General features: G+C 56.4%; 23 protein-coding genes and 1 tRNA gene. 6 read left to right on the top strand and 18 right to left on the bottom strand.

Annotated elements, in window-relative coordinates:
* Positions 1-20 precede the first annotated feature (20 nt).
* The 3 genes from truA to pdxB all read right to left on the bottom strand — a co-directional run bounded on the left by truA (position 21) and on the right by pdxB (position 3,050).
* On the bottom strand, positions 21-833 hold the full coding sequence (truA, locus tag IM291_RS07375; protein WP_192986472.1) for a tRNA pseudouridine(38-40) synthase TruA: 813 nt from the start codon (positions 831-833) through the stop codon (positions 21-23).
* The gene (locus IM291_RS07370) at positions 833-1,846 is read right to left on the bottom strand and encodes an aspartate-semialdehyde dehydrogenase (RefSeq protein WP_028013962.1); all 1,014 of its coding nucleotides are present in this window, start codon (positions 1,844-1,846) and stop codon (positions 833-835) included. The genes truA and IM291_RS07370 overlap by 1 nt, the downstream gene beginning before the upstream one ends.
* Before the next feature lie 67 nt (positions 1,847-1,913).
* Positions 1,914-3,050 (bottom strand): 4-phosphoerythronate dehydrogenase PdxB, encoded by a 1,137-nt coding sequence (pdxB, locus tag IM291_RS07365; RefSeq protein WP_045631484.1) that lies wholly within the window; start codon positions 3,048-3,050, stop codon positions 1,914-1,916.
* A 113-nt stretch (positions 3,051-3,163) separates the two neighbouring features.
* Here pdxB and flk point away from each other — a divergent pair, with 113 nt between their 5' ends.
* Positions 3,164-4,168: a flagella biosynthesis regulator Flk gene (gene flk / locus IM291_RS07360; protein WP_059357082.1), complete on the top strand. Its 1,005-nt coding sequence runs from the start codon at positions 3,164-3,166 to the stop codon at positions 4,166-4,168.
* An 89-nt stretch (positions 4,169-4,257) separates the two neighbouring features.
* Here the strand turns inward: flk and IM291_RS07355 are convergent, their stop codons facing one another.
* Positions 4,258-5,436: an MFS transporter gene (locus IM291_RS07355; protein ID WP_192986470.1), complete on the bottom strand. Its 1,179-nt coding sequence runs from the start codon at positions 5,434-5,436 to the stop codon at positions 4,258-4,260.
* 68 nt (positions 5,437-5,504) lie between these two features.
* On the bottom strand, positions 5,505-6,722 hold the full coding sequence (fabB, locus tag IM291_RS07350; protein WP_023336433.1) for a beta-ketoacyl-ACP synthase I: 1,218 nt from the start codon (positions 6,720-6,722) through the stop codon (positions 5,505-5,507).
* 158 nt (positions 6,723-6,880) lie between these two features.
* Between fabB and mnmC the strand changes: the two genes are divergently transcribed.
* Complete coding sequence (mnmC, locus tag IM291_RS07345) at positions 6,881-8,935, top strand: bifunctional tRNA (5-methylaminomethyl-2-thiouridine)(34)-methyltransferase MnmD/FAD-dependent 5-carboxymethylaminomethyl-2-thiouridine(34) oxidoreductase MnmC (RefSeq protein ID WP_192986468.1); 2,055 nt, start codon at positions 6,881-6,883, stop codon at positions 8,933-8,935.
* On the opposite strand, the gene IM291_RS07340 is transcribed toward mnmC, so the two are convergent.
* Genes IM291_RS07340 through prmB form a run of 6 tightly spaced genes read right to left on the bottom strand, consistent with a single transcriptional unit; the run spans position 8,932 to position 13,480 of the window.
* Positions 8,932-9,207, bottom strand: coding sequence for a YfcL family protein (locus IM291_RS07340; RefSeq protein WP_028013966.1), 276 nt, complete (start codon positions 9,205-9,207; stop codon positions 8,932-8,934). The two genes, mnmC and IM291_RS07340, sit on opposite strands and share 4 nt — an antisense overlap.
* Positions 9,208-9,220: 13 nt before the next feature.
* The gene (locus tag IM291_RS07335; protein ID WP_045259677.1) at positions 9,221-9,766 is read right to left on the bottom strand and encodes an elongation factor P hydroxylase; all 546 of its coding nucleotides are present in this window, start codon (positions 9,764-9,766) and stop codon (positions 9,221-9,223) included.
* On the bottom strand, positions 9,766-10,575 hold the full coding sequence (locus IM291_RS07330) for a sulfite exporter TauE/SafE family protein (protein ID WP_192986466.1): 810 nt from the start codon (positions 10,573-10,575) through the stop codon (positions 9,766-9,768). The genes IM291_RS07335 and IM291_RS07330 overlap by 1 nt, the downstream gene beginning before the upstream one ends.
* Complete coding sequence (gene mepA, locus IM291_RS07325) at positions 10,575-11,399, bottom strand: penicillin-insensitive murein endopeptidase (protein WP_041908880.1); 825 nt, start codon at positions 11,397-11,399, stop codon at positions 10,575-10,577. Before mepA ends, IM291_RS07330 begins: the two co-directional genes overlap by 1 nt.
* A 2-nt stretch (positions 11,400-11,401) precedes the next feature.
* Entirely contained in the window at positions 11,402-12,487 is a 1,086-nt protein-coding gene (gene aroC / locus IM291_RS07320) for a chorismate synthase (protein ID WP_028013970.1), read from the bottom strand.
* Between the two features lie 60 nt (positions 12,488-12,547).
* Positions 12,548-13,480: a 50S ribosomal protein L3 N(5)-glutamine methyltransferase gene (prmB, locus tag IM291_RS07315; protein WP_023312578.1), complete on the bottom strand. Its 933-nt coding sequence runs from the start codon at positions 13,478-13,480 to the stop codon at positions 12,548-12,550.
* A gap of 145 nt (positions 13,481-13,625) precedes the next feature.
* On the opposite strand from prmB, the gene smrB reads away from it, so the two are divergent.
* Positions 13,626-14,177: an endonuclease SmrB gene (gene smrB / locus IM291_RS07310; protein ID WP_192986464.1), complete on the top strand. Its 552-nt coding sequence runs from the start codon at positions 13,626-13,628 to the stop codon at positions 14,175-14,177.
* 47 nt (positions 14,178-14,224) lie between these two features.
* On the opposite strand, the gene sixA is transcribed toward smrB, so the two are convergent.
* The 4 genes from sixA to IM291_RS07290 all read right to left on the bottom strand — a co-directional run bounded on the left by sixA (position 14,225) and on the right by IM291_RS07290 (position 18,908).
* On the bottom strand, positions 14,225-14,710 hold the full coding sequence (sixA, locus tag IM291_RS07305; RefSeq protein ID WP_003861375.1) for a phosphohistidine phosphatase SixA: 486 nt from the start codon (positions 14,708-14,710) through the stop codon (positions 14,225-14,227).
* 209 nt (positions 14,711-14,919) lie between these two features.
* Positions 14,920-17,067 carry a fatty acid oxidation complex subunit alpha FadJ gene (fadJ, locus tag IM291_RS07300; protein ID WP_192986462.1) on the bottom strand — a complete coding sequence of 716 codons (2,148 nt, stop codon included), beginning with the start codon at positions 17,065-17,067 and terminating at the stop codon, positions 14,920-14,922.
* Complete coding sequence (fadI, locus tag IM291_RS07295) at positions 17,067-18,377, bottom strand: acetyl-CoA C-acyltransferase FadI (RefSeq protein ID WP_041908875.1); 1,311 nt, start codon at positions 18,375-18,377, stop codon at positions 17,067-17,069. Before fadI ends, fadJ begins: the two co-directional genes overlap by 1 nt.
* Positions 18,378-18,623: 246 nt before the next feature.
* Positions 18,624-18,908, bottom strand: coding sequence for a YfcZ/YiiS family protein (locus tag IM291_RS07290; protein ID WP_028013973.1), 285 nt, complete (start codon positions 18,906-18,908; stop codon positions 18,624-18,626).
* A gap of 372 nt (positions 18,909-19,280) precedes the next feature.
* On the opposite strand from IM291_RS07290, the gene fadL reads away from it, so the two are divergent.
* Positions 19,281-20,561, top strand: a complete 1,281-nt coding sequence (gene fadL / locus IM291_RS07285; RefSeq protein ID WP_041908871.1) for a long-chain fatty acid transporter FadL — start codon at positions 19,281-19,283, stop codon at positions 20,559-20,561.
* A 44-nt stretch (positions 20,562-20,605) separates the two neighbouring features.
* On the opposite strand, the gene mlaA is transcribed toward fadL, so the two are convergent.
* Entirely contained in the window at positions 20,606-21,358 is a 753-nt protein-coding gene (gene mlaA / locus IM291_RS07280; protein WP_028013975.1) for a phospholipid-binding lipoprotein MlaA, read from the bottom strand.
* A 315-nt stretch (positions 21,359-21,673) separates the two neighbouring features.
* On the opposite strand from mlaA, the gene IM291_RS07275 reads away from it, so the two are divergent.
* Positions 21,674-22,603, top strand: coding sequence for a formate/nitrite transporter family protein (locus IM291_RS07275; RefSeq protein ID WP_192971250.1), 930 nt, complete (start codon positions 21,674-21,676; stop codon positions 22,601-22,603).
* Positions 22,604-22,678: 75 nt separating this feature from the next.
* Positions 22,679-22,750: transfer RNA gene (locus IM291_RS07270), tRNA-Arg, on the top strand.
* Positions 22,751-22,801: 51 nt separating this feature from the next.
* On the opposite strand, the gene IM291_RS07265 is transcribed toward IM291_RS07270, so the two are convergent.
* Both IM291_RS07265 and IM291_RS07260 read right to left on the bottom strand, forming a co-directional pair.
* Positions 22,802-24,136: a VasL domain-containing protein gene (locus IM291_RS07265; RefSeq protein WP_192986461.1), complete on the bottom strand. Its 1,335-nt coding sequence runs from the start codon at positions 24,134-24,136 to the stop codon at positions 22,802-22,804.
* Between the two features lie 44 nt (positions 24,137-24,180).
* Complete coding sequence (locus tag IM291_RS07260) at positions 24,181-25,425, bottom strand: GIY-YIG nuclease family protein (RefSeq protein WP_192986459.1); 1,245 nt, start codon at positions 25,423-25,425, stop codon at positions 24,181-24,183.
* Positions 25,426-25,464: the final 39 nt, after the last annotated feature.

The raw sequence follows: 25,464 nt of genomic DNA, 5'->3' as shown, positions 1-25,464 counted from the left end.
AGCCTTAATTGCACCTTTGTTTAGTCCGCTAAAAACAGCGGGCCCATTGGCGGTTTTGGCAGGTCAAACCGATCCGGATAGTCTACCGAGACCAGATAAAGCCCTTCCGCTTTCGCCGTTGCTGCCGCAAGCGTTCTGTCCTTCGCTGCCAGCAGTTCTGCAATCCAGCTCTCCGGCTGGTGTCCGGCGCCCACTTCCATCAGGCTGCCTACAATATTCCGCACCATATGATGTACAAAGGCATTGGCTTTGATATCCACCACCACATACGCGCCATAACGACTGACGTTAATGTGCATGACGTTACGCCACGGCGTACGGGACTGACACTGCACCGCACGAAACGACGTAAAGTCATTTTCACCAATCAGATACTGCGCCGCGCGATGCATACGTTCTGCATCGAGCGGTTCATAAAAATGCGTCACACCCTGGCTTAACACCGCCGGGCGCAGACGCTGGTTGTAGATGACATAGCGATAGCGACGCGCCGTTGCGCTGAAGCGCGCGTGAAAATCATCCGGCACAGCTTTCACCCAACGCACCGCGATGTCACCAGGTAAATTCGCATTTACACCCAGCGTCCAGGCGGCATCCTTACGCACGGCGGTGGTTTCAAAGTGAACCACCTGCCCCGTGCCATGAACACCCGCGTCCGTACGCCCCGCGCACAGGACGTTAATCGGCTCGTTTGCCACCTGAGAGAGCGCTTTCTCCAGCTTTTCCTGAACGCTGCGCACCTCATTCTGACGCTGCCAGCCATAATATTTACTGCCATCGTACTCAATACCGAGGGCAATTTTATGAACCGGCTTTTGATCCACTTCGGACATCAGTACAGATACTCCTGCACCAGCTTCTCGGCGATCTTGACCGCCATCAGCGCGCCGCCAAAGCGAACGTTATCGGCAACGGACCAGAACTGTACCTGCTCCGGCATACCGTAGTCGTTACGCACGCAGCCAACGGAAAGATGCGCGCTGCCGGTGGCGTCGCCCACCTGGGTCGGGAACTCGCTCTCTTCGGAAAGGACGATATCTTCACCGCGGCCAAACGCGTCGCGCGCTTCCTCTGCCGCCAGCGGGCGCAGGGCTTCAAAACCAACCATCTGCGCGTGGCCGTAGAAGACCGGGGACTGCACGACGCTGGCGGAAATCATCAGCCCCTCGTCCTGCAGAATCTTGCGCGCTTCGTCGACGAGACGACGCTCTTCGCGCACGGAACCTTCACGATCCGGCAGCAGCGGCAGCATGTTGAACGCCAGCTGGCGGCCAAAGAAATCATCTTCGTCGATCGGGATGCCATTCAGCAGCTTCGCACTCTGCCCGGCCAGCGCGTCAACGGCCTTTTTACCGTTCGCCGACGCGGACAGCAGGCTGGTGACGGTAATGCGCGACAGGCCGCCGTCGTCAATCAGCGGCTTCAGCGCGGTCAGCAGCTGGCTGGTCAGGCTGTTCGGTACCGCGATAACGTTACGGTTGCGGTAGTCAGCCAGCACAAACGGATTGACGTCCGGGACCACCAGCGGCACGTCCGGCTCCAGGGAGAACAGACCGCTCAGGTCGATCACCAGACAGCCCGAATTGGTCGCCTCTTCAATGTAAGACGCCGTGGCTTCAGCACCTGCGGCAAAAAACGCCAGCTGCGCCTGGGTCCAGTCAAACGCGGCCGCATCCTGAACCATCACGGATTTACCGCCAAAACGCAGATGTTCGCCCGCGCTGTCGGTGCGCGCCAGCGCATAGATATCTCCCACCGGGAACTGACGCTCGGCAAGAGTTTCGAGCAGGGCTTCGCCCACGGCACCCGTGGCACCTAAAATGGCAATGTTCCAGCCTTCAGACATGGTGGTTTACTCCAGAAATAAAACAGCGTCCCTGTCGGCGTATCCGACAGGGAGCATTAAGAAGACATTAATGCGCCGGGTGATGAACGGCGTTAAAACCCAGTTTCTTGAGCAACGTCGCAGCCGCTGCGTCGTCGCACATCACATACAGGGAAGACCACTCGCGGCGCTCAACGTAATTCTTGCGCAGCTTATCAAATTCACCCGGGATCCCCGCCACCTTACGCAGCAGCGCATCGTCGCGGCGCACATCATACACCAAATGCACCAGCCTTTTCAGCGTTGCCTGATCGAGCGGGCCATGCAGGGTAATGCGGCCAAATTCAGGCGCGGGGAGTAAAGTATCAAGCGCCACCTGCTGCGGATGGCCGATAAAGGCGCTGTAGGCTTCAAACACCTGCGTCGTGCCGCGCGCTTTGCCTTCAAGCGTATAGCCCGCAATATGCGCGGTGGCAACGTCAACCTTGTTCAGCAGCTCAACGTTGAGATCCGGCTCCGGCTCCCAGACGTCCAGCACCACGCTGAGATCGTGTCCTTCATTCAGACATTTCAGCAGCGCGGCATTATCCACCACCGGGCCACGGCAGGCATTAATCAGAATAGTGCCAGCCTTCAGACGGCGAATCAGCGCCTCGTCCGCCAGATGCAGGGACTTATACGGCCCCTCTTTAAACAGCGGCGTGTGGAACGTCAGCACATCGCACTGTTCAACCAGCTCATCCAGCGCGCGGAAATCCTCGTCGTCACCGTTGTCTTTACGCGGCGGATCGCACAGCAGCGTGCGGATACCTAACGCTTCAAGGCGCTTTTGCAGACGCCCGCCGACGTTACCCACGCCGACAATCCCCACGGTGCGGTCTTTCAGCGCAAAACCATCGCGCTCGGCCAGCATCAGCAGCGAGGAGAAAACGTATTCCACGACGGCAATGGCGTTACAGCCCGGCGCGGCGGAAAAACCGATTCCGGCCTGCTTCAGCCACTGATCATCCACATGATCGGTCCCTGCCGTTGCGGTTCCGACAAACTTAATCGCTTTACCGGCAAGCAACGCCTCATTTACTTTGGTCACCGAGCGCACCATCAGCGCGTCTGCGTCATCCAGTTCGTTAACCGGGATCGGGCGGCCAGGGACAGCCTTAACGTCACCGAGGCGGCTAAACAGCTCGCGGGCGTAAGGCATATTTTCATCAACGAGGATTTTCACGTCTGAGTACCTGTTTGAGAGGAAGAAAACCTGCCAAGTGTGCCATAATCTGGCCGCCAGGCATATACGTATGCCGGGTTTACGCTGAGTTTTGACTTTAAGGATTTTTGACGATGCAGCCCATTTCAGGTACGCCGCCACGCCCTCCGGGTGAAGGCCCTGTCACGCCAAACGTTGCCGGTGAACAGCCACTATCCACGCAACAGCGCACCGTGCTGGAGCGACTGATCACGCGCCTGATAGCGCTGACTTCGCAGCAAAACGCGGAAGTCTGGGCCGGGGTAAAGCATGATTTAGGCGTGAGGAACGACGCACCGCTGCAGTCGCGCCATTTCCCTGCCGCCGAGCAAAATCTCAACCAGCGTATTACGACCGCGCAGCAGAACCACACCACGCGTCAGATTGTCACGCAGTTGACCGAGCTGCTGGGCCAGGGAAATAACCGTCAGGCTGTCAGTGACTTTATCCGTCAGCAGTATGGCCAGACCGCCCTGAGCCAGTTGACGCCAGACCAGCTTAAAACCGTGCTGACGCTGTTGCAGAACAATCAGTTGTCTATTCCGCAGCCTCAGGTGCGCCCCTCAACCGAGCGCCCGCTGCAGCCTGCCGAGCACAACACGCTGAACCAGATGGTGACCAAACTGGCCGCCGCCACCGGCGAGTCGACGAAGCTTATCTGGCAATCCATGCTGGAACTGTCCGGAGTGAAGGCGGGCGAGCTGATTCCGGCCAAACAGTTTACCCATCTGGTGACCTGGCTCCAGGCGCGCCAGACGCTCAGCACCCAGAGCGCCCCTACCCTGCATACCGTTCAGGCGGCGCTTAAACAGCCGCTGGAACCGCACGAGTTCGAGGTGATTCGGGATTACGCCCAGCAGAACTGGCAGGCCACGCCGCAAACGGTACTGACCACCGCGCAGGTGCAGGATGTGCTGAATCAGATCTTTGTTCGCCGCGCCGAGCGGGAAGGCGGCGTGCCGGAGGTAAGAAACGTTCAGCCGATCTACAGCCCGCTGTTTGCGCCCGTTGCGGAGACGTTCAGAACGCTCTCTGCCCGTCCGGGATTAATGTTGATTGCATTATTGATTGCGCTGGCGATTTTCTGGCTGGTTGCCTGAGGATTTGCCCGGTGGCGCTACGCTTACCGGGCCTACAACGGCTCGAACCGTAGGCCGGGTAAGGCGCAGCCGCCCCCCGGCGACAACAGTTAATTTCTGCGAAACGCCACCAGCGTCACCACGATCCCCACCACCGCAGAAACCGCGCCGGCCAGGAAGACGGACGGGTAGCCAAACGAGGTGGCTAACAGACCCGCCAGCGGCCCGGTTACGCCGTATGAGATATCCTGAAACGCCGCATAGCCGCCCAGCGCCGTACCGCGGACCTGCGGCGCCACGCGCTTCACCACCTCAACGCCCAACGCCGGAAAGATCAGCGAGCAGCCGCAGCCGGTTAACGCCGCACCCAGCAGCGCAACGGAGGCGACCGGCGCCTGCCAGAGCAACACCAGCCCAACGGTTTCAATCACCAGCGCCACCACCGCCACCTTCACGCCGCCAAAGCGATCCGGCATCCAGCCGAACAGGACACGCATCAGGACAAACGCGCCGCCAAAGGCCGTCAGCGTAAAGCCCGCCATTGCCCAGCCGCGGCTCATGAAATAGAGGGAGACGAAGGTACCAATCACCGCGAAGCCTACTCCCTGAAGCGCCAGCCCCAGCCCTGGCTGCCAGATTTGCCCCACCACACTCCACAGCGAAGGACGTTCGCCTTTATGGGCGGGTACCTTGCGTACCGAACCGTTAAAAGCCCACGCCAGCAGCGGTAATATCATGGTGGTTGCTGCCAGTACCGCAAAACCAAACTGGCTGTGGATCAGCAAACCCAGCGGCGCGCCTGCAGCCAGTGCGCCATAAATCGCCATCCCGTTCCATGACATCACTTTGCCGGAGCGCGCAGGCCCCACCAGCCCCATCCCCCAGGTCAGGGTACCGGTCAGCAGCTGGCTTTCACCGAAGCCAAGGATTAAACGGCCCACCACCAGCAGCGCAAATTTATACGCGGCGTCGACCGGCAGGAGAGCGGCCAGCAGCCACGCGCCCCCCGCCAGACCGCAGGCAAACATGCCCTGCAGCGCCGAGCGTTTTGCACCGCGCTGATCGGCCAATCGTCCTGCGTAGCCGCGGGTTAATACCGTGGCTAAAAACTGAATGCCCACAGCAATGCCGACCATGGTGTTGCCATAGCCGAGTTCCTGATGAACGAACAGCGGGATCACCGGCAGCGGCAGGCCAACGGTCATGTAGGTCAGGAATACCGCAAAGGCGATGCGGAAAAGAGAAAGGTTCCCGGAAGGAGTGCCCTTCTCGGGGGTAACAGCCTTCATGCATAACTCCGTGTTCAGGCATAAAAAAAGGGAGCCTTTCGGCTCCCTTCTATTATACATTCAAACGCTTATGCTTTCAGCTTGCGCATAACCAGTGTGGCGTTGGTGCCGCCGAAGCCGAAGCTGTTGGACATCACGGTGGTCAGCGTCGCTTCCGTTGGTTTGGTCACGATGTTCAGGCCAGCCGCCTGCTCGTCCATCTCGTCGATGTTGATGCTTGGGGCGATAAAGCCGTTTTCCAGCATCAGCAGAGAGTAGATCGCTTCCTGCACGCCCGCCGCACCCAGAGAGTGACCGGTCATGGCTTTGGTGGCAGAGATAGCCGGGCTGTTGTCGCCGAACACTTCGCGGATCGCACCCAGCTCTTTCACGTCACCTACCGGAGTAGAGGTACCGTGGGAGTTCAGATAGTCGATTGGGGTATCAACGCCGTGCATCGCCATCTTCATGCAGCGCACCGCGCCTTCGCCGGACGGAGCAACCATGTCGGCGCCGTCGGACGTTGCGCCGTAGCCCACGATCTCAGCGTAGATGTGCGCGCCGCGCGCCAGCGCGTGCTCCAGCTCTTCAACCACAACCATACCGCCGCCGCCCGCGATAACGAAACCGTCACGGTGCGCGTCATAAGTACGGGAGGCTTTGTCTGGGGTTTCGTTGTACTTGGTGGACAGTGCGCCCATCGCGTCGAACTCACAGGCCATTTCCCAGCCCAGCTCTTCGCCGCCGCCAGCAAATACGATGTCCTGTTTGCCCAGCTGGATCTGCTCAACCGCGTTGCCGATACAGTGTGCGGAAGTCGCACACGCGGAGCTGATGGAGTAGTTCACACCGTGAATTTTGAACGGGGTCGCCAGGCACGCGGAAACCGCAGAACCCATGGCTTTAGTCACCACGTACGGACCTACCGCTTTCAGACCACGCGGGCTGCGCATGGCGTCAGCACCGAATACCTGCGCTTTAGAGGAACCGCCGGAACCGGCAATCAGGCCCACGCGCGGGTTGTTCTGATAAACCTCTTCGCTCAGGCCAGAATCTTTGATCGCTTCCTGCATGGAGAGATAAGCATAAATAGAGGCATCGTTCATGAAACGAACCACTTTGCGGTCAATCAAACCGGTGGTGTCCAGTTTGACGTTACCCCATACGTGGCTACGCATACCTGAATCTTTAAACTCTTCAGAGAAAGTGATCCCGGAGCGTCCTTCACGCAGAGATGCCAGGACTTCCTGCTGGTTATTACCGATGCTGGAAACAATGCCCAGGCCAGTAATCACTGCACGTTTCATTCAATACCTCTGTAAGTCGCACTATAAAAAGTTTCGAGTCGCACAATAGCGTACACTTGTACGCCGAACAAGTCCGATCAGACATTTTCTGCGGAAATTTGCACCGATGGACTCACATCGTTAAGATCGTGCCACTGCCTGTCAGACGAGTAACTTACGTGAAACAAAACGCTATACAACCCGCCAACCTCGAATTCAACGCTGAGGGTACACCTGTTTCCCGAGATTTTGATGACGTCTACTTTTCTAATGATAACGGACTCGAAGAAACCCGCTATGTTTTCCTCGAGGGAAACCAGCTCAGCGCCCGCTTCCCTGCGCACCCGCGCAGTCTGTTCGTTGTTGCGGAAAGCGGCTTCGGAACCGGACTAAATTTTCTGACTCTCTGGCAGGCGTTCGATCGATTTCGCGCTGCACAACCCGAGGCTACGCTACAAAGATTACATTTCATCAGTTTCGAAAAATTTCCGCTTACCGCGCACGATCTGCGGCTCGCCCACCAGCGCTGGCCGGAGCTTGCAGCCTGGGCGGAGCAGCTTCAGGCGCAGTGGCCGCCGCATATCGGCGGCTGCCACCGTCTGATTCTGGACGGCGGACGGGTGACGCTGGATTTATGGCTAGGCGACATTAACGACCTGACCGATACGCTTGACGACGCGATGAACCAGACGGTGGACGCGTGGTTCCTTGACGGCTTTGCGCCCGCCAAGAACCCGGACATGTGGAGCCAGCATCTGTTTAGCGCGATGGCCAGGCTGGCGCGTCCCGGCGCAACGCTCGCCACCTTTACCTCGGCCGGCTTTGTTCGCCGCGGCCTGCAGGACGCGGGCTTTACCATGCAGAAGACCAAAGGCTTTGGCCGCAAGCGCGACATGCTGGTCGGCACGATGGAACGGACGCTGGACATTCCCGCTCGGGCTCCCTGGTTTGCGCGCAGCGCCAGCGCATCGCGCGAAGTGGCGATCGTTGGCGGAGGGATCGCCAGCGCCCTGCTCTCTCTCGCGCTGCTGCACCGGGGCTGGCAGGTGACGCTCTACTGCGCTGACGAGGCACCAGCCAACGGCGCGTCCGGCAACCGCCAGGGCGCGCTTTACCCGCTTTTAAGCGCGCACGACCCGGCCCTGTTCCAGTTTTTCCCGGCAGCGTTTACCTTCGCTCGCCGCCTGTATGATTCCATTCCGGTGGCATTCGACCATGACTGGTGCGGCGTGACGCAGCTCGGCTGGGATGAAAAAAGCCAGCAAAAAATCGCCCAGATGCTGTCGCTGGGTCTGCCGGAGGAGATTGCCCGCGCGGTCAGTGCGCAAGAGGTGGCAGACATGGCGGGCGTGGAAACCGGCTGTGGCGGCATTCAATATCCGCTCGGCGGCTGGCTGTGCCCGGCTGAACTGACCGCGGCGGCGATTAGCCTGGCGCAGTCACGCGGGCTGAGGGTGCATTATTCTCATAAGGTTGAATCGCTTAGCCGGTCAGAACGGTGGACTCTGCATTTTGCTGATGGCAAAGCGGCACACCATGCCAGCGTTGTGCTGGCAAACGGACATAACATCAGCCAGTTTATCCAGACCGAGACGTTGCCGGTTTATCCGGTCGGCGGCCAGGTAAGCCATATCCCAACCGCGCCCGAACTGAGCAAGCTGCGCCAGGTGCTGTGCTATGACGGCTATCTGACGCCACAAAATCCGTCTAACGGACATCACTGCATCGGCGCCAGCTATCATCGTGGCGAAGCGGATATGCGCTACAGCGAAGCGGATCAGCAGCAAAACCGCCAGCGCCTGATTGACTGCTTCCCGGACGCGGCGTGGGCGAAAGAGGTTGACGTTAGCGAGGGCGAAGCGCGCTGCGGCGTGCGCTGCGCGACCCGCGATCACCTGCCGATGGCGGGAAACGTGCCGGACTATGAAGCCACGCTTGAACTCTATCAGGATCTGGCAGAAAACAAGGAAACGGCGGTAAGTGCCCCGGTTTATCCTGAACTGTTCATGCTGGGCGGATTAGGATCGCGAGGATTGTGCTCCGCGCCGTTGCTGGCAGAGGTGCTTGCTGCGCAAATGAGCGATGAGCCGGTTCCTCTGGACAGGGTTACGCTCGCGGGGCTGAATCCGAACCGGTTGTGGGTAAGGAAACTGCTGAAGGGGAAAATGGTTAAGTATGGTGCGGTCGAATCCCCTCTCCCCAAAGGGGAGAGGGAAGAGTGGACAGCGGCTTAGCGTTTAGCCTGCTGGAATAAATTGTCCCACATCCCCAGCACCAGAGACTGGTCGCGCGGAGAGAGCTCCCCGGCCAGAATGGCTTTTTCCAGGCTGCGCGTGACTTCAGCGTGAACGGCGTCGGCAGAGTGATCGTCACCTGCTTCCAGCTCGGCTACCGCCAGCGTCAGGTGACCACGCAGATAACCGCTGGCGAACAGCTCATCATCACTGGCGTGTTCCACCATGTCATCAATTAACGCCAGAATGCGTGATTCAAATTCTGCGATCATCTTCTTTCCTCTGTTAAAGATCTTCCGGCCAAGGGAAGCATTCCGCCGTGATCTCCGGCGTGTGGTAATAATTCTGTAAAGCCTCGATCAGGCGCGCCGGACGTTCCGGGATGCCTTTCTCAAGATACTCCATCACCTGCGCATGCACGCGGCGCTGGAAGACGATACGGTCTGGCTCAAAGTCACCTTCAAGGTTGTCACAGCTCACGTTGAACGGGAAGCCCGCCGCCACGCAGAACAGCCATTCCAGCGCCTGCGGCTTCACTTCCACGTCTTCAAACTGGCCTTGGGTGGCGGCGTCGCGCCCGTCCGGACAGTACCAGTAACCGAAGTCCACCAGCTCGCGACGCGCTTTCCCCGCGATGCACCAGTGCGAAATCTCGTGCAAACCGCTGGCGTAAAAGCCGTGGGCAAAGACGATGCGGTTGTACGGAACCTCTGCATCAGCAGGAAGATAGATCGGTTCGTCGTCGCCTTTAATCAGACGGGTATTAAAATCATCAGCAAAACAGCTATCGAAGATCTCAATCAGCTGTTCGTATTTATGCGTACTGTTCATTAGTTCATCCCCAACCAGGTGAGGATCTCCTGTCCATGGCTGTCATAAAGAAGTTTGGCGCTCATCACCGCCGAGACGACAACAATCATCGGGCGGATCAGCTTTTGCCCTTTGCTTAATACCAGACGCGAGCCTGCGCGCGCGCCCAAAAACTGCCCTGCCATCATCACATACCCGGTTGCCCAGATAACCTTGCCGCCAATGATAAACAGCAGCAGGCCGCCGACGTTCGAGGTCGCATTCAGCACCTTGGCGTGGGCGGTGGATTTGGCGAGGTTAAAGCCGGCCAGGGTCACGAACGCCAGCGCGTAAAACGAGCCTGCCCCCGGGCCAAAGAAGCCGTCGTAAAAGCCGACGCAGCCACCGGCAATCAGCGCAAACGGCAGGCCGTGCAGCCGCCGCGCCCGGTCTTCCTCACCGAGCTTAGGCATCAGCAGGAAATAGAGACCGATGCAGATAACCAGAATCGGCAGGATCTGGCGCAAAATATCCGACTGCACGTGCTGCACCAGCAGCGCGCCCGACGTTGAGCCGATAAAGGTCATCAGGATATTGAGCTTCTGGTCGGCGAGATTCACCACCTTGCGGCGGATAAAATAGAGCGACGCCGAAAGCGAGCCGCCGCAGGCCTGCAGCTTATTGGTGGCAAGCGCCTGCGCCGGGCTCATGCCCGCCGCCAGCAGCGCGGGCACGGTTAACAGCCCGCCGCCGCCCGCGAGCGCATCGATAAAACCGGCCAACATGGCCACAAAGAACAGCACCACCAGCAGCAGCGGTGACACCATAAACAGATCGACGAAGTTATCCATTAAAGTACATGCTCATCCAGTAGCGCCTGGCAGGAAGGCGGCAACGGAGGCGGTGTCTTCTTCTCAGGCTTAGAGGTTCCAGGTTTTGCCGGCTCAAACCAGCTTTGCAGTTCGTAACCACAGCCATCGCCTGGCGGCGGTAGCGGCTGATCTTCACATTCAAGGCTGTTCGCCGGGCAACGCAGACGCACGTGCATATGCGCACGATGCTGGAACCACGGGCGCACTTTGCGCAGCCAGTCGCGATCCGTCCCCGCATCCAGGCAAAGCTGCTGCTTGATCGCCGGGTTGACGAAAATCCGCGTGACGTCGTTATCTTTCGCCGCCAGCTTGATCAGGCTCGAAATATCCCGTGACCACAGTGATGGCACCACGCTTTTGCCGTCGCGCGACACCAGATCCAGCGCCTGCGGCTTCAGCAGCTGCGCAGACGTCCAGCGCGTTTTCGGCAGCTGCAGGAAGATGTCGACATCCAGTCCCGTCTGGTGGCTGGCGTGCCCGCCGTTAAAGCGACCACCGGCAGGCATCCCCATATCGCCAATCAGCATCGTCCCCAGCCCCAGGTTATGCACCTGGTTCCCCAGTCGCTGAATGAACAGCACCAGATCAGGGTGGCCGAAGTAACGACGCTGGTCGGTACGCATCACCTGATAGGTATCTGATTGCAGCGGCAGCTCCTGCGCGCCCACGATACAGCCGTTAGAGAAGGCGCCGATGGACTGCGCGCTTCCCGCCACCGGATGGGTGATTTTTTGCCACGGCGTGGCGGCCAGACTGGCTCCACTGGCCAGCAGCGCCAGCAGAGCAATTGCGGTTTTTTTCATGTTTACCAGCGTGGAATGGTGGTCGTCACGTCCGCGTTCTGCGCGCGCTGGCGCAGGAAGTGATCCATCAGCACGATCGCCAGCATCGCTTCCGCGATCGGCACCGCGCGGATCCCCACGCACGGATCGTGACGACCTTTGGTGATCATCTCAACTTCTTCGCCTGAGCGGTTAATCGTGTGGCCCGGCACGGTGATGCTTGAGGTCGGCTTCAGCGCGATGTTGGCAATAATCTGCTGTCCACTGCTGATACCGCCGAGAATGCCGCCCGCATGGTTGCTCTGGAAGCCCGCTTTCGTGATTTCGTCGCGGTTCTGGCTGCCGCGAAGCGCCACCACGTCGAAGCCGTCGCCAATCTCGACGCCCTTCACCGCGTTGATGCTCATCAGCGCGTGGGCGATATCGGCGTCGAGACGGTCAAATACCGGCTCGCCCCAGCCAGCCGGGACGCCATCTGCCACCACGGTGACTTTCGCGCCAATGGAGTCGCCCTCTTTTTTCAGGCCGCGCATCAGTTCGTCCAGCGCGTCAAGCTTATCGGCATCGGCGCAGAAGAACGGGTTTTGTTCGACCTGATCCCAGTCCTTGATCGCCAGCGGAATGTCGCCCATCTGGGTCAGACAGCCGCGAATGACGATGCCAAATTTCTGCTGCAAATACTTTTTTGCAATAGCGCCAGCGGCCACGCGCATCGCGGTTTCACGCGCGGAAGAGCGTCCGCCGCCGCGATAGTCGCGAAAGCCGTACTTTTGCTCGTAGGTGTAGTCGGCATGGCCTGGGCGGAACACGTCCTTGATAGCACCGTAGTCCTGAGAGCGCTGATCGGTGTTTTCAATCAGCAGACCAATGCTGGTGCCGGTGGTGCGGCCTTCAAAAACGCCGGAGAGAATTTTGACCTGGTCCGGCTCGCGACGCTGCGTGGTGTAGCGAGAGGTGCCCGGACGACGGCGGTCAAGGTCGTGCTGTAAATCTGCTTCGGTCAGTTCGATGCCTGGCGGTACGCCATCAACGATACAGCCCAGCGCCAGCCCGTGCGACTCGCCAAAGGTGGTCACGCGGAATAACTGTCCAATACTGTTTCCTGCCATCACGGCTCCGATGTTGTTGTTTGTGTTTGAGCGTTGTGAAACGGGCCGAAGCCCGCTGGATTAATCTTTATAGATGCTGAAATGCTCGCGCGCGTCGAGCAGCTGCGCTTTGGTCAGCATAAAGACGCCGTCACCGCCGTTGTCGAACTCAAGCCAGGTGAACGGCACATCCGGGTACTGCTCTATCAGATGTACCATGCTGTTGCCCACTTCACAAATCAGAACGCCGTCGTCGGTCAGATAATCCGGCGCGCAGGCCAGAATGCGGCGGGTCAACTTCAGGCCGTCCGAGCCCGACGCCAGGCCCAGCTCCGGCTCGTGACGGTATTCGTTCGGCAGATCGGACATGTCTTCTGCATCGACGTACGGCGGGTTAGTGACGATCAGATCGTATTGCAGCGTCGGCAGGTCGCGGAACAGGTCAGAGCGGATTGGCGTGACGTGATGGATCAGGCCGTGCTCTTCAATGTTGTGTTCGGTCACGGCCAACGCGTCGGTGGAGATATCGACGGCGTCCACTTCCGCTTCAGGGAAAGCGTAGGCGCAGGCAATAGCGATGCAGCCGCTGCCGGTGCACATATCGAGAATGTGCTGCGGCTGATGGTTAATCAGGCCTTCAAAGTGGTTGTTGATCAGCTCACCAATCGGCGAGCGCGGTACCAGCACGCGTTCATCGACGTAAAACTCGTGGCCGCAGAACCAGGCTTTGTTGGTCAGATAGGCGACCGGAATGCGCTCGTTTACGCGACGGATCACGCGCTCAACGATGCGGTGTTTTTCGCTGGAGGTCAGGCGCGCGGTGCGCATGTCTTCCGGAATGTCCAGCGGCAGGTAAAGAGACGGCAGCACCAGCTGAACGGCCTCGTCCCACGGGTTATCGGTACCGTGACCGTACCAGATATTGGCGGCGCTGAAGCGGCTAACCGACCAGCGCAACATGTCCTGTATGGTATGCAGCTCGTTTACTGCTTCATCGACAAATATTTTATCCACTCTTTCCTCCAGGGCATGCTCGCATAATTTTCGGCGGCTAGTTTGCCATGAAGACGGCGATAAATCAGCAATGACGCGTACCGCTTGAGGTTAAAAAATGCGTTTAGTCGGGTACACTATCGGAAATACGAGATGAGAATGACGAATGAAAAAGAAAACATCGCTCAGCGAGGAGGATCAGGCTCTCTTCCGCCAGCTGATGACCGGGACGCGTAAAATCGCGCAGGACACGATTGTCCACCGTCCGCAGCGTAAAAAAATCAGCGAAGTTCCGGTCAAACGGCTGCTCCAGGAGCAGGCGGATAACAGCCACTATTTTTCAGATGAATTTCAGCCGCTGCTCAATACGCAAGGGGCTGTGAAGTACGTGCGCGAAGACGTCAGCCATTTTGAGCTGAAAAAGTTAGGACGCGGAGATTATTCGCCGGAGCTGTTTCTCGATCTGCACGGCTTAACGCAGATGCAGGCGAAACAGGAGCTGGGGGCGTTGATTGCCGCCTGTCGCCGCGAACACGTTTTTTGCGCCTGCGTGATGCACGGCCACGGTAAACACATTCTGAAGCAACAGACGCCGCTGTGGCTGGCTCAGCACCCGCACGTGATGGCGTTTCATCAGGCACCGAAAGAGTACGGCGGCGATGCTGCATTGCTGGTGTTGATTGAAGTTGAGGAGTGGCAGCCGCCAGAGTTGCCCTGACAGAAGGGCGGGAAACACGTAGTACCCCCGCCCTGTCACACGTCACGTCAGATGGCTTTTGCCATCTTCAGGTTGCACGGGCTCATTTGCCAGTTGAAGACCCCTTTGCCGGTTTCGTCGAGAGTGACGTTGGCAATGGCGGAAGTGGTGAACATTGGCGGCGTTTCGCCCGGGCACAGCTCAGATACCAGATAGCCGACCAGCGGCAGGTGGGAAATGACCAGTGCGGAAGCAACACCTTCATTGCACAGCGCCTGAAGGTAAGCGCTGACAAGACCGACATCGCCGCATGGCGTCAGCTCAGGGAGAACGTCCACGCTGGATGGCAGGTTCATACACTCCCCTACCACGTCCAGCGTCTGTTCTGCACGCAGGAACGGACTCACCAGAACACGTTCAATGTCCACTTTTTGACCTTTAAGCCACGTCGCCATTTGACGGGATTCGTCACAGCCACAGACGGTTAAAGGACGTACTGAGTCACTGGCGGCATCGAGTGCCGCGTCGCCGTGACGCATGATAAAAACTTGCATATTGCACCGCTTTTGTTAACCAGAATCACCGGCGTTAACTACCCGCGATTAATGCTCTGAGGTAGAAAACCCGATGGCCGGGCATTGTGCCTGATCCATTCGGTGAATGAAACGCTGTTTTTTACCTCAATGGCGTAAGTATAGTCAATCTCTGTTTACAAAATCGCCAGAACAGGTTCATTCACCTCAGGATTTACCCTTCTTTGACTTCAGTTTACGAAATCAGTTTCCCTTGCAGGCCAGAATGTCTGGCCCCGCTCCGCCATCTGCAATAATTCGTCACACGGTGTAAACCGCGGACCGTATTGCGAGGCCAGACGTTGCAAAATGACAACCACTTCACCCGCACCGAGCGTATCCATGTAACGGAACGGGCCGCCAAGGAACGGCGGGAAACCAATACCAAATACCGCGCCGATGTCGCCATCGCGTGCGCTCTTGATCACCTCTTCACCAAAGCAGCGCGCCGCTTCATTGAGCATCATCATGACGCAACGTTCTGCGCACTGAACGGCAGACAGTTTTCCCTGACCGGTGGCCGAAATAAGCCCATAAACCGAAGGGTCGACCTGTTTCTTGCTTTTACGCCCTTTCGCGCCGTAAAGATAGAAACCGCGTTCATTTTTTCTGCCTTTGCGATCGTCCTTCAAAATTGCAGAAACAATGTTTGCAGGCGGGGTAAAACGATCGCCATAAGCCGCTTCCAGCACAGGTATAATTTTAGTGCCGGTGTCTATTCCCACCTCATCCAAAAGTTGGATTGGACCGACGGGGAAGCCAAACTTTACGAGCGCCTCGTCAACGTGCTCGATTTTCTCCCCTTCCGTCAGCAGCCGCATCGCTTCGTTGATATAGGGAGCCAGAATACGGTTGACGTAGAAGCCAGCCTTGTCCGCGACCACGATCGGGGTTTTACCCTGTTTTTTCGCCAGCTTCACCACGGTGGCGATGGTCTGCGGGCTGGTCGTGGCGTGCGGGATCACCTCCACCAGCGGCATTTTTTCGACCGGACTGAAAAAGTGCAGACCAATGACCTGCTCCGGACGAGCAGCTTTCGCCGCGATATCGCCAATCGGTAAAGACGAGGTGTTTGAGGCGAAAATAGTGTGCCGCGCGCAGTGCTGCTCCACGTCAGCCACCATCTGCTGCTTAAGCGCCAGGTCTTCAAATACGGCTTCAATCACCAGGTCCCGGTGCGCAAAACCGCTGTAATCCGTCGTGCCGGAGATCGTCGCCAGGGTTTTATCACGTTCGCTTGCCTTGATATGGCGGCGTTTGACCTTCCGATCAAGGTTCTGCCAGCTGTACTGCAGCGCGTGGTTGATGCCCTTTGCGCTGATGTCTTTGATACGCACGGGCAATTTGCCTTTGCTGGCGGTAACAAACGCGATTCCGCCGCCCATCAGCCCACCGCCCAGCACGCCAACGGCGCGCAGCGGAGCAGGCTCTGCCTCGCAGCCCGGATCTTTTTTCACCTCAGTACTGGCGAAGAAGATGCTGCGCAACGCCTGCGACTGCGGCGTCATCGCCAGTTCGCCAAAGGCTTTGGCTTCAGCGGCATAGCCGCTGCTGCTGCCCTGCGACAACCCGGTTTCCATCACTTCCAGAATGCGCTTTGCCGCCGGGTAGTTGCCTTTGGTTTTTTGCTCGGTTTTTTTGCCTACCATGTTGAACAGCAGCGCGCGCCCCAGTGGCCCTGCCAGCACGCGCTCGCGTACGGGGAGAGGACGTTTTGCCTGACGTCCCTTCAGCGCCAGCTCAACGGCAGCGTCCAGTAGAATGGTGTGCGGAACGACGTCGTCAACCAACCCTACTTTCAGTGCCTGACGGGGGCGTAGCTGCTTGCCGGTTAAGATCATCTCCAGGGCGGTGCTAACCCCAACCAGACGCGGCAGACGCTGTGTTCCACCCGATCCCGGCAGCAGGCCTAACTGCACTTCTGGCAACCCTAAAACGGTTTTCGGATCGTCAGTGCAGATACGGCTGTGACAGGCCAGCGCCAGCTCCAGCCCGCCGCCCAGGCAGGCACCGTGGATCGCGGCAATAACCGGAATCGGCAGAGCGTTGATTTCAGCCATCACCTGCTGTCCCTGACGCGCCAGATCTTCAGCTTCCTGCGCGCTTTTCGCTCGGGCGATCATGTTGATATCGGCCCCGGCAATAAAGTTATCCGGCTTAGCCGAGATAAAGACCAGACCACGAATCGCTTTATTTTCGCGGATCTGCTTGAGCATGGCGCGAACCTGAGTGCCGAATTCAGCCTTCAGGGTATTCATCTTTTCATCAGGCACATCAATAGTGATAACCGCGACGTTATCGAGGCGAACCGTCAGATTAAATGCAGATGGCATATCCATTATTCAGCCTCCAGAACCATTGCTGCCCCAAGGCCGCCCGCCGCGCAGGCGGTGACGAGACCAAACCCGCCGCCGCGGCGACGGAGTTCGTGTAGTGTCTGGGTGATCATTCGCGCACCCGTGGCCGCAAACGGATGGCCGTAGGCGATCGACCCACCCAGCACGTTGAATTTGCTCTGATCCACTTCGCCGGTGGCATGGGCGCGGCCCAGCACGTCGCGTGCAAAACGCTCGCTTGCCAGCAGCTGCACGTTTGCCAGGGTTTGCGCGGCAAAGGCTTCGTGCATATCAATCAGGGTTAAATCCGCCAGGGTTAGCCCCGCGCGATCCAGCGCCAGCGGCGTGGACCACGCCGGACCTAACAGCATGTCCTGCCAGACATCAATGGCGGTAAAGGCATAGCTGCGCAAATAGCCCAGCGGCGTGATGCCCAGTTCTTTTGCACGCGACTCCGTCATCAGGATCACCGCAGCAGCACCATCGGTCAGCGGCGTACTGTTGGCCGCCGTCACGGTGCCGTGCTTGCGGTCAAACGCCGGGCGCAGTTTGGCGTAATCCGCCAGCGTCGAGGTGCCACGAATATTGTTGTCTTCAGTAAGAGGCTCTCGATAGGGAGGCGTGTAGGCGGTCATGACCTCGTCGGTGAGTTTGCCCTCCGACCAGGCTTTCGCTGCCAGCTGATGCGAGCGATGCGCCAGCGCATCCTGCTGCTCGCGGGTGATGCCGTAGGTTTTGGCCATCTGCTCGGCGGTATCGCCCATTCGCAGGCCAGTCGAGTATTCCGCGACGGCAGGTGGCACGGGCATGAGATCGCGCAGGCGTAAACGCGAGAAGAGTTTGAGCTTCGCACCGGTGGTCCGGGCTTTATTGGCATCCACCAGAATGCGGGCCAGCTTTTTACTGACGCCAATCGGCAGTACGGAGGAAGAATCGGCGCCACCTGCAATCCCAGCGCGAATGGTGCCCGCCATCAGGCTTTCCGCCACGTTTGCTACCGCCTGGAAGCTGGTCGCGCACGCGCGGCTGACGCTGTAGGCATCGGTATGAACGTTCATGCCGGTACCGAGAACAATCTCCCGCGCAATGTTAGGGGCTTCAGGCATCTGTACCACCTGGCCGAAGACCAGCTGTTCGATGACCTCAGGCGGAATTTCGCTGCGAGCCAGCATTTCCCCCACTACCATTTTCCCCAGATCGACAGCCGGTATACCGTGAAACGCCGTCGCCTGACGTGCAAACGGCGTACGCAGACCGCTGACAATGGCAATGCGGTCACCTTGTCGGGTGATTAGCGGTAATGCCTGACTCATAACCTTCCCCTGTGAAAAATTTTACATGACTATAAAGTGGTCTGACCTGATAACAGTCTTAACCATTTTTTTACATTCAGCCAATCGGGGAAGCTTAAAAATGCGAGGTAAAACACAGAGAAGAAAAAGAAAATGCCCCTGCATGGCAGAGGCAATTGTGCGGTTTGTTGCCGGGTAGCGACGGTGCCTTACCCGGCCTACACGATCGTAGGCCCGTGCAAGCGAAGCGCCGCCGGGCAAAAAGGATTAACGCAGACCGAGCTGGAAAATCAGCGTTTCAGCTTCGCAGGCAAACACAAAGTCGATATCCAGCTTCACGCCGCCGTCCACTTCCGTGAAGGTAGATTTGATTTCACACGGATCGGACTCCACATCACGCGCGCGCTTGCTCAGCGCGGCCAGCGTTTCTTCGGCTTCGGCGCGGTTGGTGAAGACACGGCTGTAAGACGCGGTGCAATCGGTGTTGTCCATGATGGTGCCAACATCCATACAGCAGCAAACCGGGGTTTCATCAGCACTGCATTTACTCATAGCTCAATTTCCTCTGTATTCGCGCAGCGCGCGAGATAAACACGATGCTGATATTTTACGCCCCAGCGCTGGCTCTCTCCAGCCGTTAATGGCGCAAAATCGGATAAGTGACCGATATCACACTAAAAAATGATCTAAAACAAAAACCACCCTTTTGGGTGAGCCGCGATGGTCACAATTTTGCCAACCAGATCTCGTTTCAAGAAACATGTTTGAAAATATTAATAAACAAACTTGCAACATTCAGGCTGGTCGGACCTATACTCTGGCCACTGGTCTGATTTGTCTGTCATACCTCAGACCCTACACTTCGCGCTCCTGTTACGGTATGTAACAATTATTGAATAAAAATAACTCAATGAGGTTATGGTCATGAGCCAGAAAACCCTGTTCAACAAGACTGCGCTGGCAGTCGCAGTGGCAATCGTCTCTACTTCCGCCTGGTCAGCGGGCTTTCAGCTAAACGAATTTTCTTCCTCTGGCCTTGGCCGTGCGTATTCAGGGGAAGGTGCAATCGCTGATGATGCGGGTAACGCAAGCCGTAACCCTGCATTAATCATGATGTTCGATCGCCCGACCTTCTCTGCTGGTGCGGTGTATATCGATCCTGATGTCAACATTTCCGGCACGTCACCTTCTGGTGCGAGCCTGAAAGCAGATAACATTGCGCCAACGGCGTGGGTACCTAACCTGCACTTCGTTGCACCAATCAATGAACAATTTGGCTGGGGCGCATCCGTCACGTCTAACTATGGCCTTGCTACCGAGTTCAATAACAACTACCCGGCAGGCGAATACGGCGGTAAAACAGACCTGACAACGCTAAACCTGAACCTGAGCGGTGCTTATCGTCTGAACGACAGCTGGAGCTTCGGTCTGGGCTTTGATGCCGTCTACGCCGATGCAAAAATTGAGCGTTACGCCGGTGAACAAACGGCTCGCCTGCCGAAAAACAGCAACAAAATTGCCAGCCTGAAGGGCGATGAGTGGGGCTATGGCTGGAACGCCGGTATTCTGTACGAGCTGGACAAAAACAACCGCTGGGGCCTGACCTATCGTTCCGAAGTAAAAATTGACTTCGACGGCGATTACAAGAGCGGCATCCTGACGCCGGTCAACAGCCTGGTCCCTGGTGCGGGTACCACTATCCCGTGGGGGACTTCCGGTCAAACTGTTCCTGGCTCACTGTCACTGCATCTGCCAGAAATGTGGGAAGTCTCGGGTTACAACCGCGTAGCGCCACAGTGGGCTATTCACTATAGCCTGGCCTATACCAGCTGGAGCCAGTTCCAGGAGCTGAAAGCGACCGGCACCAACGGTCAAACGCTGTTCTATAAGGACGAGAGCTTCCACGACGCCTATCGCATTGCGTTGGGTACCACCTATTATATGGATGATAACTGGACATTCCGTACCGGTATCGCATTCGACGACAGCCCGGTCCCGGCTGATAAGCGCTCCATTTCCATTCCGGATCAGGACCGCTTCTGGGTGAGTGCTGGTGCAACCTACGCGTTCAACGAGAATGCTTCTGTCGATGCGGGCGTATCTTATATGCATGGCCAGAAAGTGACCTTCAAGGAAGGCCCGTACGAATTTACCTCTGAAGGTAAAGCCTGGCTGTTCGGTACTAACTTCAACTACGCGTTCTAATCGCGCAGGGATCAAAAAAGGTGAGCGTTGCTCACCTTTTTTATTTATTCCGAATCAATATCTTTGAGTTCGTTTTCAATTGCCTTCGCGTTTGGATTATCTTCCGGCTTCAGCTTGCCGCCGTTGGCGATAAAGTCATGATTCTGGAAGTACGCTTCACGCACCATAATGTACGGATCGGACGACTGGCGCAGCAGACCGTCTGAATCGAGCAGTTGCGCACGGGTTTCAATCCCTTCCACCGTCCATTTACCCACCGACAGCGGCCAGGTCAGCCACGACAGAACCGGATACAGCGTATCGACCATATCGCCGCCATCATCACGCACGGTGAAGCTGCCATAGAACGGCAGATGGACGTAAGGACCGTAACCGACACCATAATGCCCCAGCGTACTGCCGAAACGGTGCGGCTGTTCACGCTGCAGTTTCGGGTTTGCCATACCTGCAACATCAATAAAACCACCCATCCCCAGAATGGAGTTCAGGAAGAAGCGGGTAAAGTGCACCATCCCCTGATAAGGATCGCCCTGCAGGAAATAGTTGACCATCACCGCAGGCTCTTCGAGGTTGCTGGTAAAATTGCTTAACCCGTTACGCGCGGGCTGTGGAACGTAATCGCGCCATGCTACTGCCACCGGGCGAACCACATACGGGTCCAGCACGTTGTAGTTGAAGCTATACATAGAGCGGTTAAATCCTTCGAGAGGATCGGAGCGTCCCGTTTGCTCCCCGGAGCTGGCGCAGCCCACAAGCATCGTCGCGCCCAGCGCAAGCGCCGACAGCCGAAGTTTCATAAATATCTCCCTGTTCAGTATGGCTATCGTTGATTGCCATCCGTAACGGAGCATCTGGCGCTCCGTCTGAAAACGTGCAAGTGATTGTAACAGCACGTTTACCGATGTCTATGAGTACAGTTACGGGCAGTAATCACCGTGACTCTGATCTCAGCATAGCCTGACTTTTGGAATTCGTTTCGCTGGCAATTTTATAATGTCTTTGAACAAGATGTATCACCTTTGTTGTCATTCCCGTCAATTTAAGAGCATCCCCACAGGCATCCCGATAAAAGCCGCTACGCTTAAAAGAAAGATCAACCTCCGGGAGCAGATATGAAAGAAGTGGGTGAAGACAAAATTGGCGAAAGTAATGAGGAACATGAAATTGAAAGCGAGGAGAAAGCGCGCGGGGAGGAGATAGTGATTGATGAGGATCGCCTCCCCTCCCGCGCGATGGCAATTCACGAACATATACGCCAGGACGGGGAAAAGGAGATGGAGCGCGATGCCATGGCCCTCTTCTGGTCAGCTATCGCGGCTGGACTGTCAATGGGCGCCTCGCTGCTTGCTAAAGGGATATTTCATGTGCAGCTGGAGGGCGTGCCCGGCGGATTTTTACTGGAGAACCTCGGCTACACCTTCGGCTTTATTATCGTCATCATGGCACGCCAGCAGCTGTTTACGGAGAACACGGTGACCGCCGTACTGCCGGTGATGCAAAACCCCACCCTCGGCAATTTTGGTTTATTGATGAGGCTCTGGAGCGTGGTTCTGCTGGGAAATATCATCGGCACGGGCATCGCGGCCTGGGCATTTGAATATATGCCGATATTTGATGAACCCACCCGGGACGCGTTTGTGAAAATTGGCATGGATGTGATGAAAAACACGCCGGTCGAAATGTTTTCTAATGCCATTATCTCTGGGTGGATTATCGCCACAATGGTGTGGATGTTCCCTTCTGCCGGTAGCGCTAAAATCGTGGTGATCATACTCATGACATGGCTAATTGCGCTGGCGGATACCACGCATATCGTGGTCGGTACCGTTGAGATACTTTACCTGGTCTTTAACGGTACGCTTCACTGGAGCGATTTTTTCTGGCCGTTCGCCATTCCGACGCTGGCGGGGAATATCTGCGGCGGAACGTTTATCTTCGCGCTGTTAAGCCATGCCCAAATCCGTAACGACATGTCGAATAAACGCAAAGCCGAGCTTAAGGCGCAGGCAGAAAAGGATAAAGCAGCAAAAAAATCAACCTGAATGGTGACTCTTTGAGCAGTCAGGCGGCCACGCGCTTAACGCAAAGTGTAAATAACGCTATACTCGTGCCGCCTCGTCCCCTTAGTTAAATGGATATAACGAGCCCCTCCTAAGGGCTAGTTGCAGGTTCGATTCCTGCAGGGGACACTTTTATCTTCCTCTGTTTTTAACCCAAATTAGTCTGTTCGCTGCAAAAACTCATTGAGCAGAAGCATCCTGCTTTATTTGAGCATAACGCGTTGCCAGTTGCTTTAGGTGAAGCTCAAGTTGGGTCTTTTCTGCTTCAGGGAGCGCACTTCCTGCAGGGTACTGCGACAGGCGCCTGAGCTGCTCTTCAGCGGGTATCGCATGATTAAATGACTGTATAGTCGAAAAAACCACGGATTTTAGCTCACTCACGGTTATATATTTTCCTTTTTGCTCATCCAGACGACTCAGCCGATCACTCAGTTGCTGAAGCGTCATCATCCCCTGATACCAGCTGTTCATTGCGTCTACGGGCAACGCCGTCGCGTTAAACTTTTTTTGCCACTGTATTATCAGCGCTTTAGCCTCTTCGGGCCGTAATGTCTGGAGCTGCTTTAACAGCTGTAGGCTGTAGGAAATATTCCAGTCAGGAGACAGTTTATCCAGCCGTGCAAGCTGCTGCTGCGTATCTGAGATAAACGTAGACGGTAACGTTCCTCGCTGCGTTAACGCGTCTTGCTGAACAGGTGTAAGCACTTCAGGTAACGGCGCCAGCGAGGCAATGGCTTGAGTCGTTAAGGGATCGGGTCTGGACAGAAAGCCCCCTCCCCACGCTACGGCGACGCAGGCCAGCAGCGCAGAACACGCCCCAGCGACAAAAGGTTTCCATGGTCTGACAGACCCGTGAGCCGCCATACGGTCCTCACTCTTCGGCTCGGTTTCCTGCTGCGCAACATAGACCCATTTCACCGCTTCGATCGGCTCTGTCCTCTCCGGAGGCGATTCACTGCCGGGCCCGCTCCCATTCAAGTCTGTCATGCCTGTACTGGTTTCCAGCCTTGCTGCGCTTGAATGTATCACCATTCGTAACGTATCAAACTGGCTAAGGTGTTTGAGCTCAAGGCGCTGAAGCACCTCGCCCAGGCGTGTAAGCAACGCTTCAGCGCTATAAAGTTCGCGAAGATTACCGTTATTTAATGGAAGCATACGCATGTGCTGCTGCAGTCGCTGGCTCAGGCTGCTAAGGATTTCCATACGAACCTGCAGCGACTGCGGCCAGAGAACATCCCACTGACGACTAATCAGCGCCTCCAGGATAGCGAGCCCTTCATTCAGACCAGCTAATCCAGACAGGTGCGTACGGGCAAGGGTGTACCAGGCTGCGGTCTGCAACTCAACGCCGTTTTGCTCGAATAATGAAAGGCAGCGTTTTTCAACGTATACCCAGTTGACATCCGGGCGCGCTGGATGGCTTAGTTTATTCAATTCATTACGAAGGGAGGTATATTCCGGAAGCGTGCGCGGGTCGCCGCCGGTTTTTATTTTACGCGGGGTGATGTCATTCATGACCAGGTATTCCTTTTACTTGAGGAACTATGCCGAATTATCGTTTATGCTGCTTCGCTTTCTGCATATTCAAGACTTTGCAGATACTGTAGGGCAACAGGGTCTGCAATATATTCAACCTGACCATGGTGACGTTCTACCTCATCGATAATTTTGCTGAGCTCGACACGGAAAAACTCCTTACGCAGGTTAATTCTGTTAATCCGGTAGCTTTCCAGATGGTCATGCAGCGTCTTTTCAAGCGCGGGGGCGTCATCGCAGGAAATCATGGCGTGAACGTCAAAATCAAAAGGCACGGCGGCACCACTCAGTTCTTTTACGCGCTCCATGGGCTCCAGTCGTCGGGTCATACTGATTTTGAAGACGTTTTCACCGAAAGAGCCGATATTCGAAATCACATACACATGTCCCTGTTTTGTAAGCTGGGCCATGGATTTGGCGCGTTCATACTGCTGGTGGACGTCCTGAATTTTCTGCTCCAACTCCAGGCGCTGTCTTTCCAGTTCTTCCCTGTGAGCACCTTCAGCGGCAAGTAGAGCTTCCTCCAGTAAACGCTGTTGTTCAGCAAGGCGTTGCTCTTCCTCTTCCGCTTCGTGCTGCTGCCTGTCCAGTTCGTCCTGACGCTGCTTTTCTTCTCGCATCTGACGGTTGAGCTCGGCCTGAAATTCTTTTTCTTCCTGCGCTTTTTCCAGCAGGGCGACCTTATCCAGAAATTGCTGTTTTACGCTTTCCCAGTCGGCGTTATCCTCAAGCTCGAGAAAATTGATTTTTTCACTGATAGCTGAGTAAGCCTCTCTCTCCTTCCTGAGCTGGTCGTACTTGCTTTGCCAGTTATTTACCGTGGTGCCGGAGAGCAGTGTTTTGACTTTGAATTTATATGCTGTGTCCACAATACGCTGCAGTGCCCGAGAGGCTTTTTTTCTGGCATTGTGAAATTCCTCCCACTGACCCGAAAGCTGTTTCTTTTCCTGATACAGGCCGCGAGCCACTTCAGTACTGACCGTTTCTTCAAAGGCTTTCTCTTTCTGTGCCAGGTCAAACACGGCCCGTTCAAGCTCCGCTGTTCTATTACGGAAGCCCCGGTAAATGAAAATCCGTATTATCAATGCAACGGCTATCAGCAAGCCAAAGAACAGAGCGATTATCCCTGCTGGATTCGACACAGATTCAATAAATCGCTCATTCAAATTAATTAATGCTCTTACTGCGACATAAATACCCCACGCAATTACACCAATAATAACCAGAATAATTCCCGCGGCATTGTTATCTTTTTTTCTTCGTGCCATTTTTATTTATTTCCTTTCTTCTTGCAATCCAGTTTATTC

It is taken from the genome of Enterobacter cloacae complex sp. P27C (genome assembly GCF_014895705.1).
In the GTDB taxonomy this organism is placed as follows: domain Bacteria; phylum Pseudomonadota; class Gammaproteobacteria; order Enterobacterales; family Enterobacteriaceae; genus Enterobacter; species Enterobacter bugandensis.
This window is presented reverse-complemented; position numbering and strand designations above follow the sequence as displayed.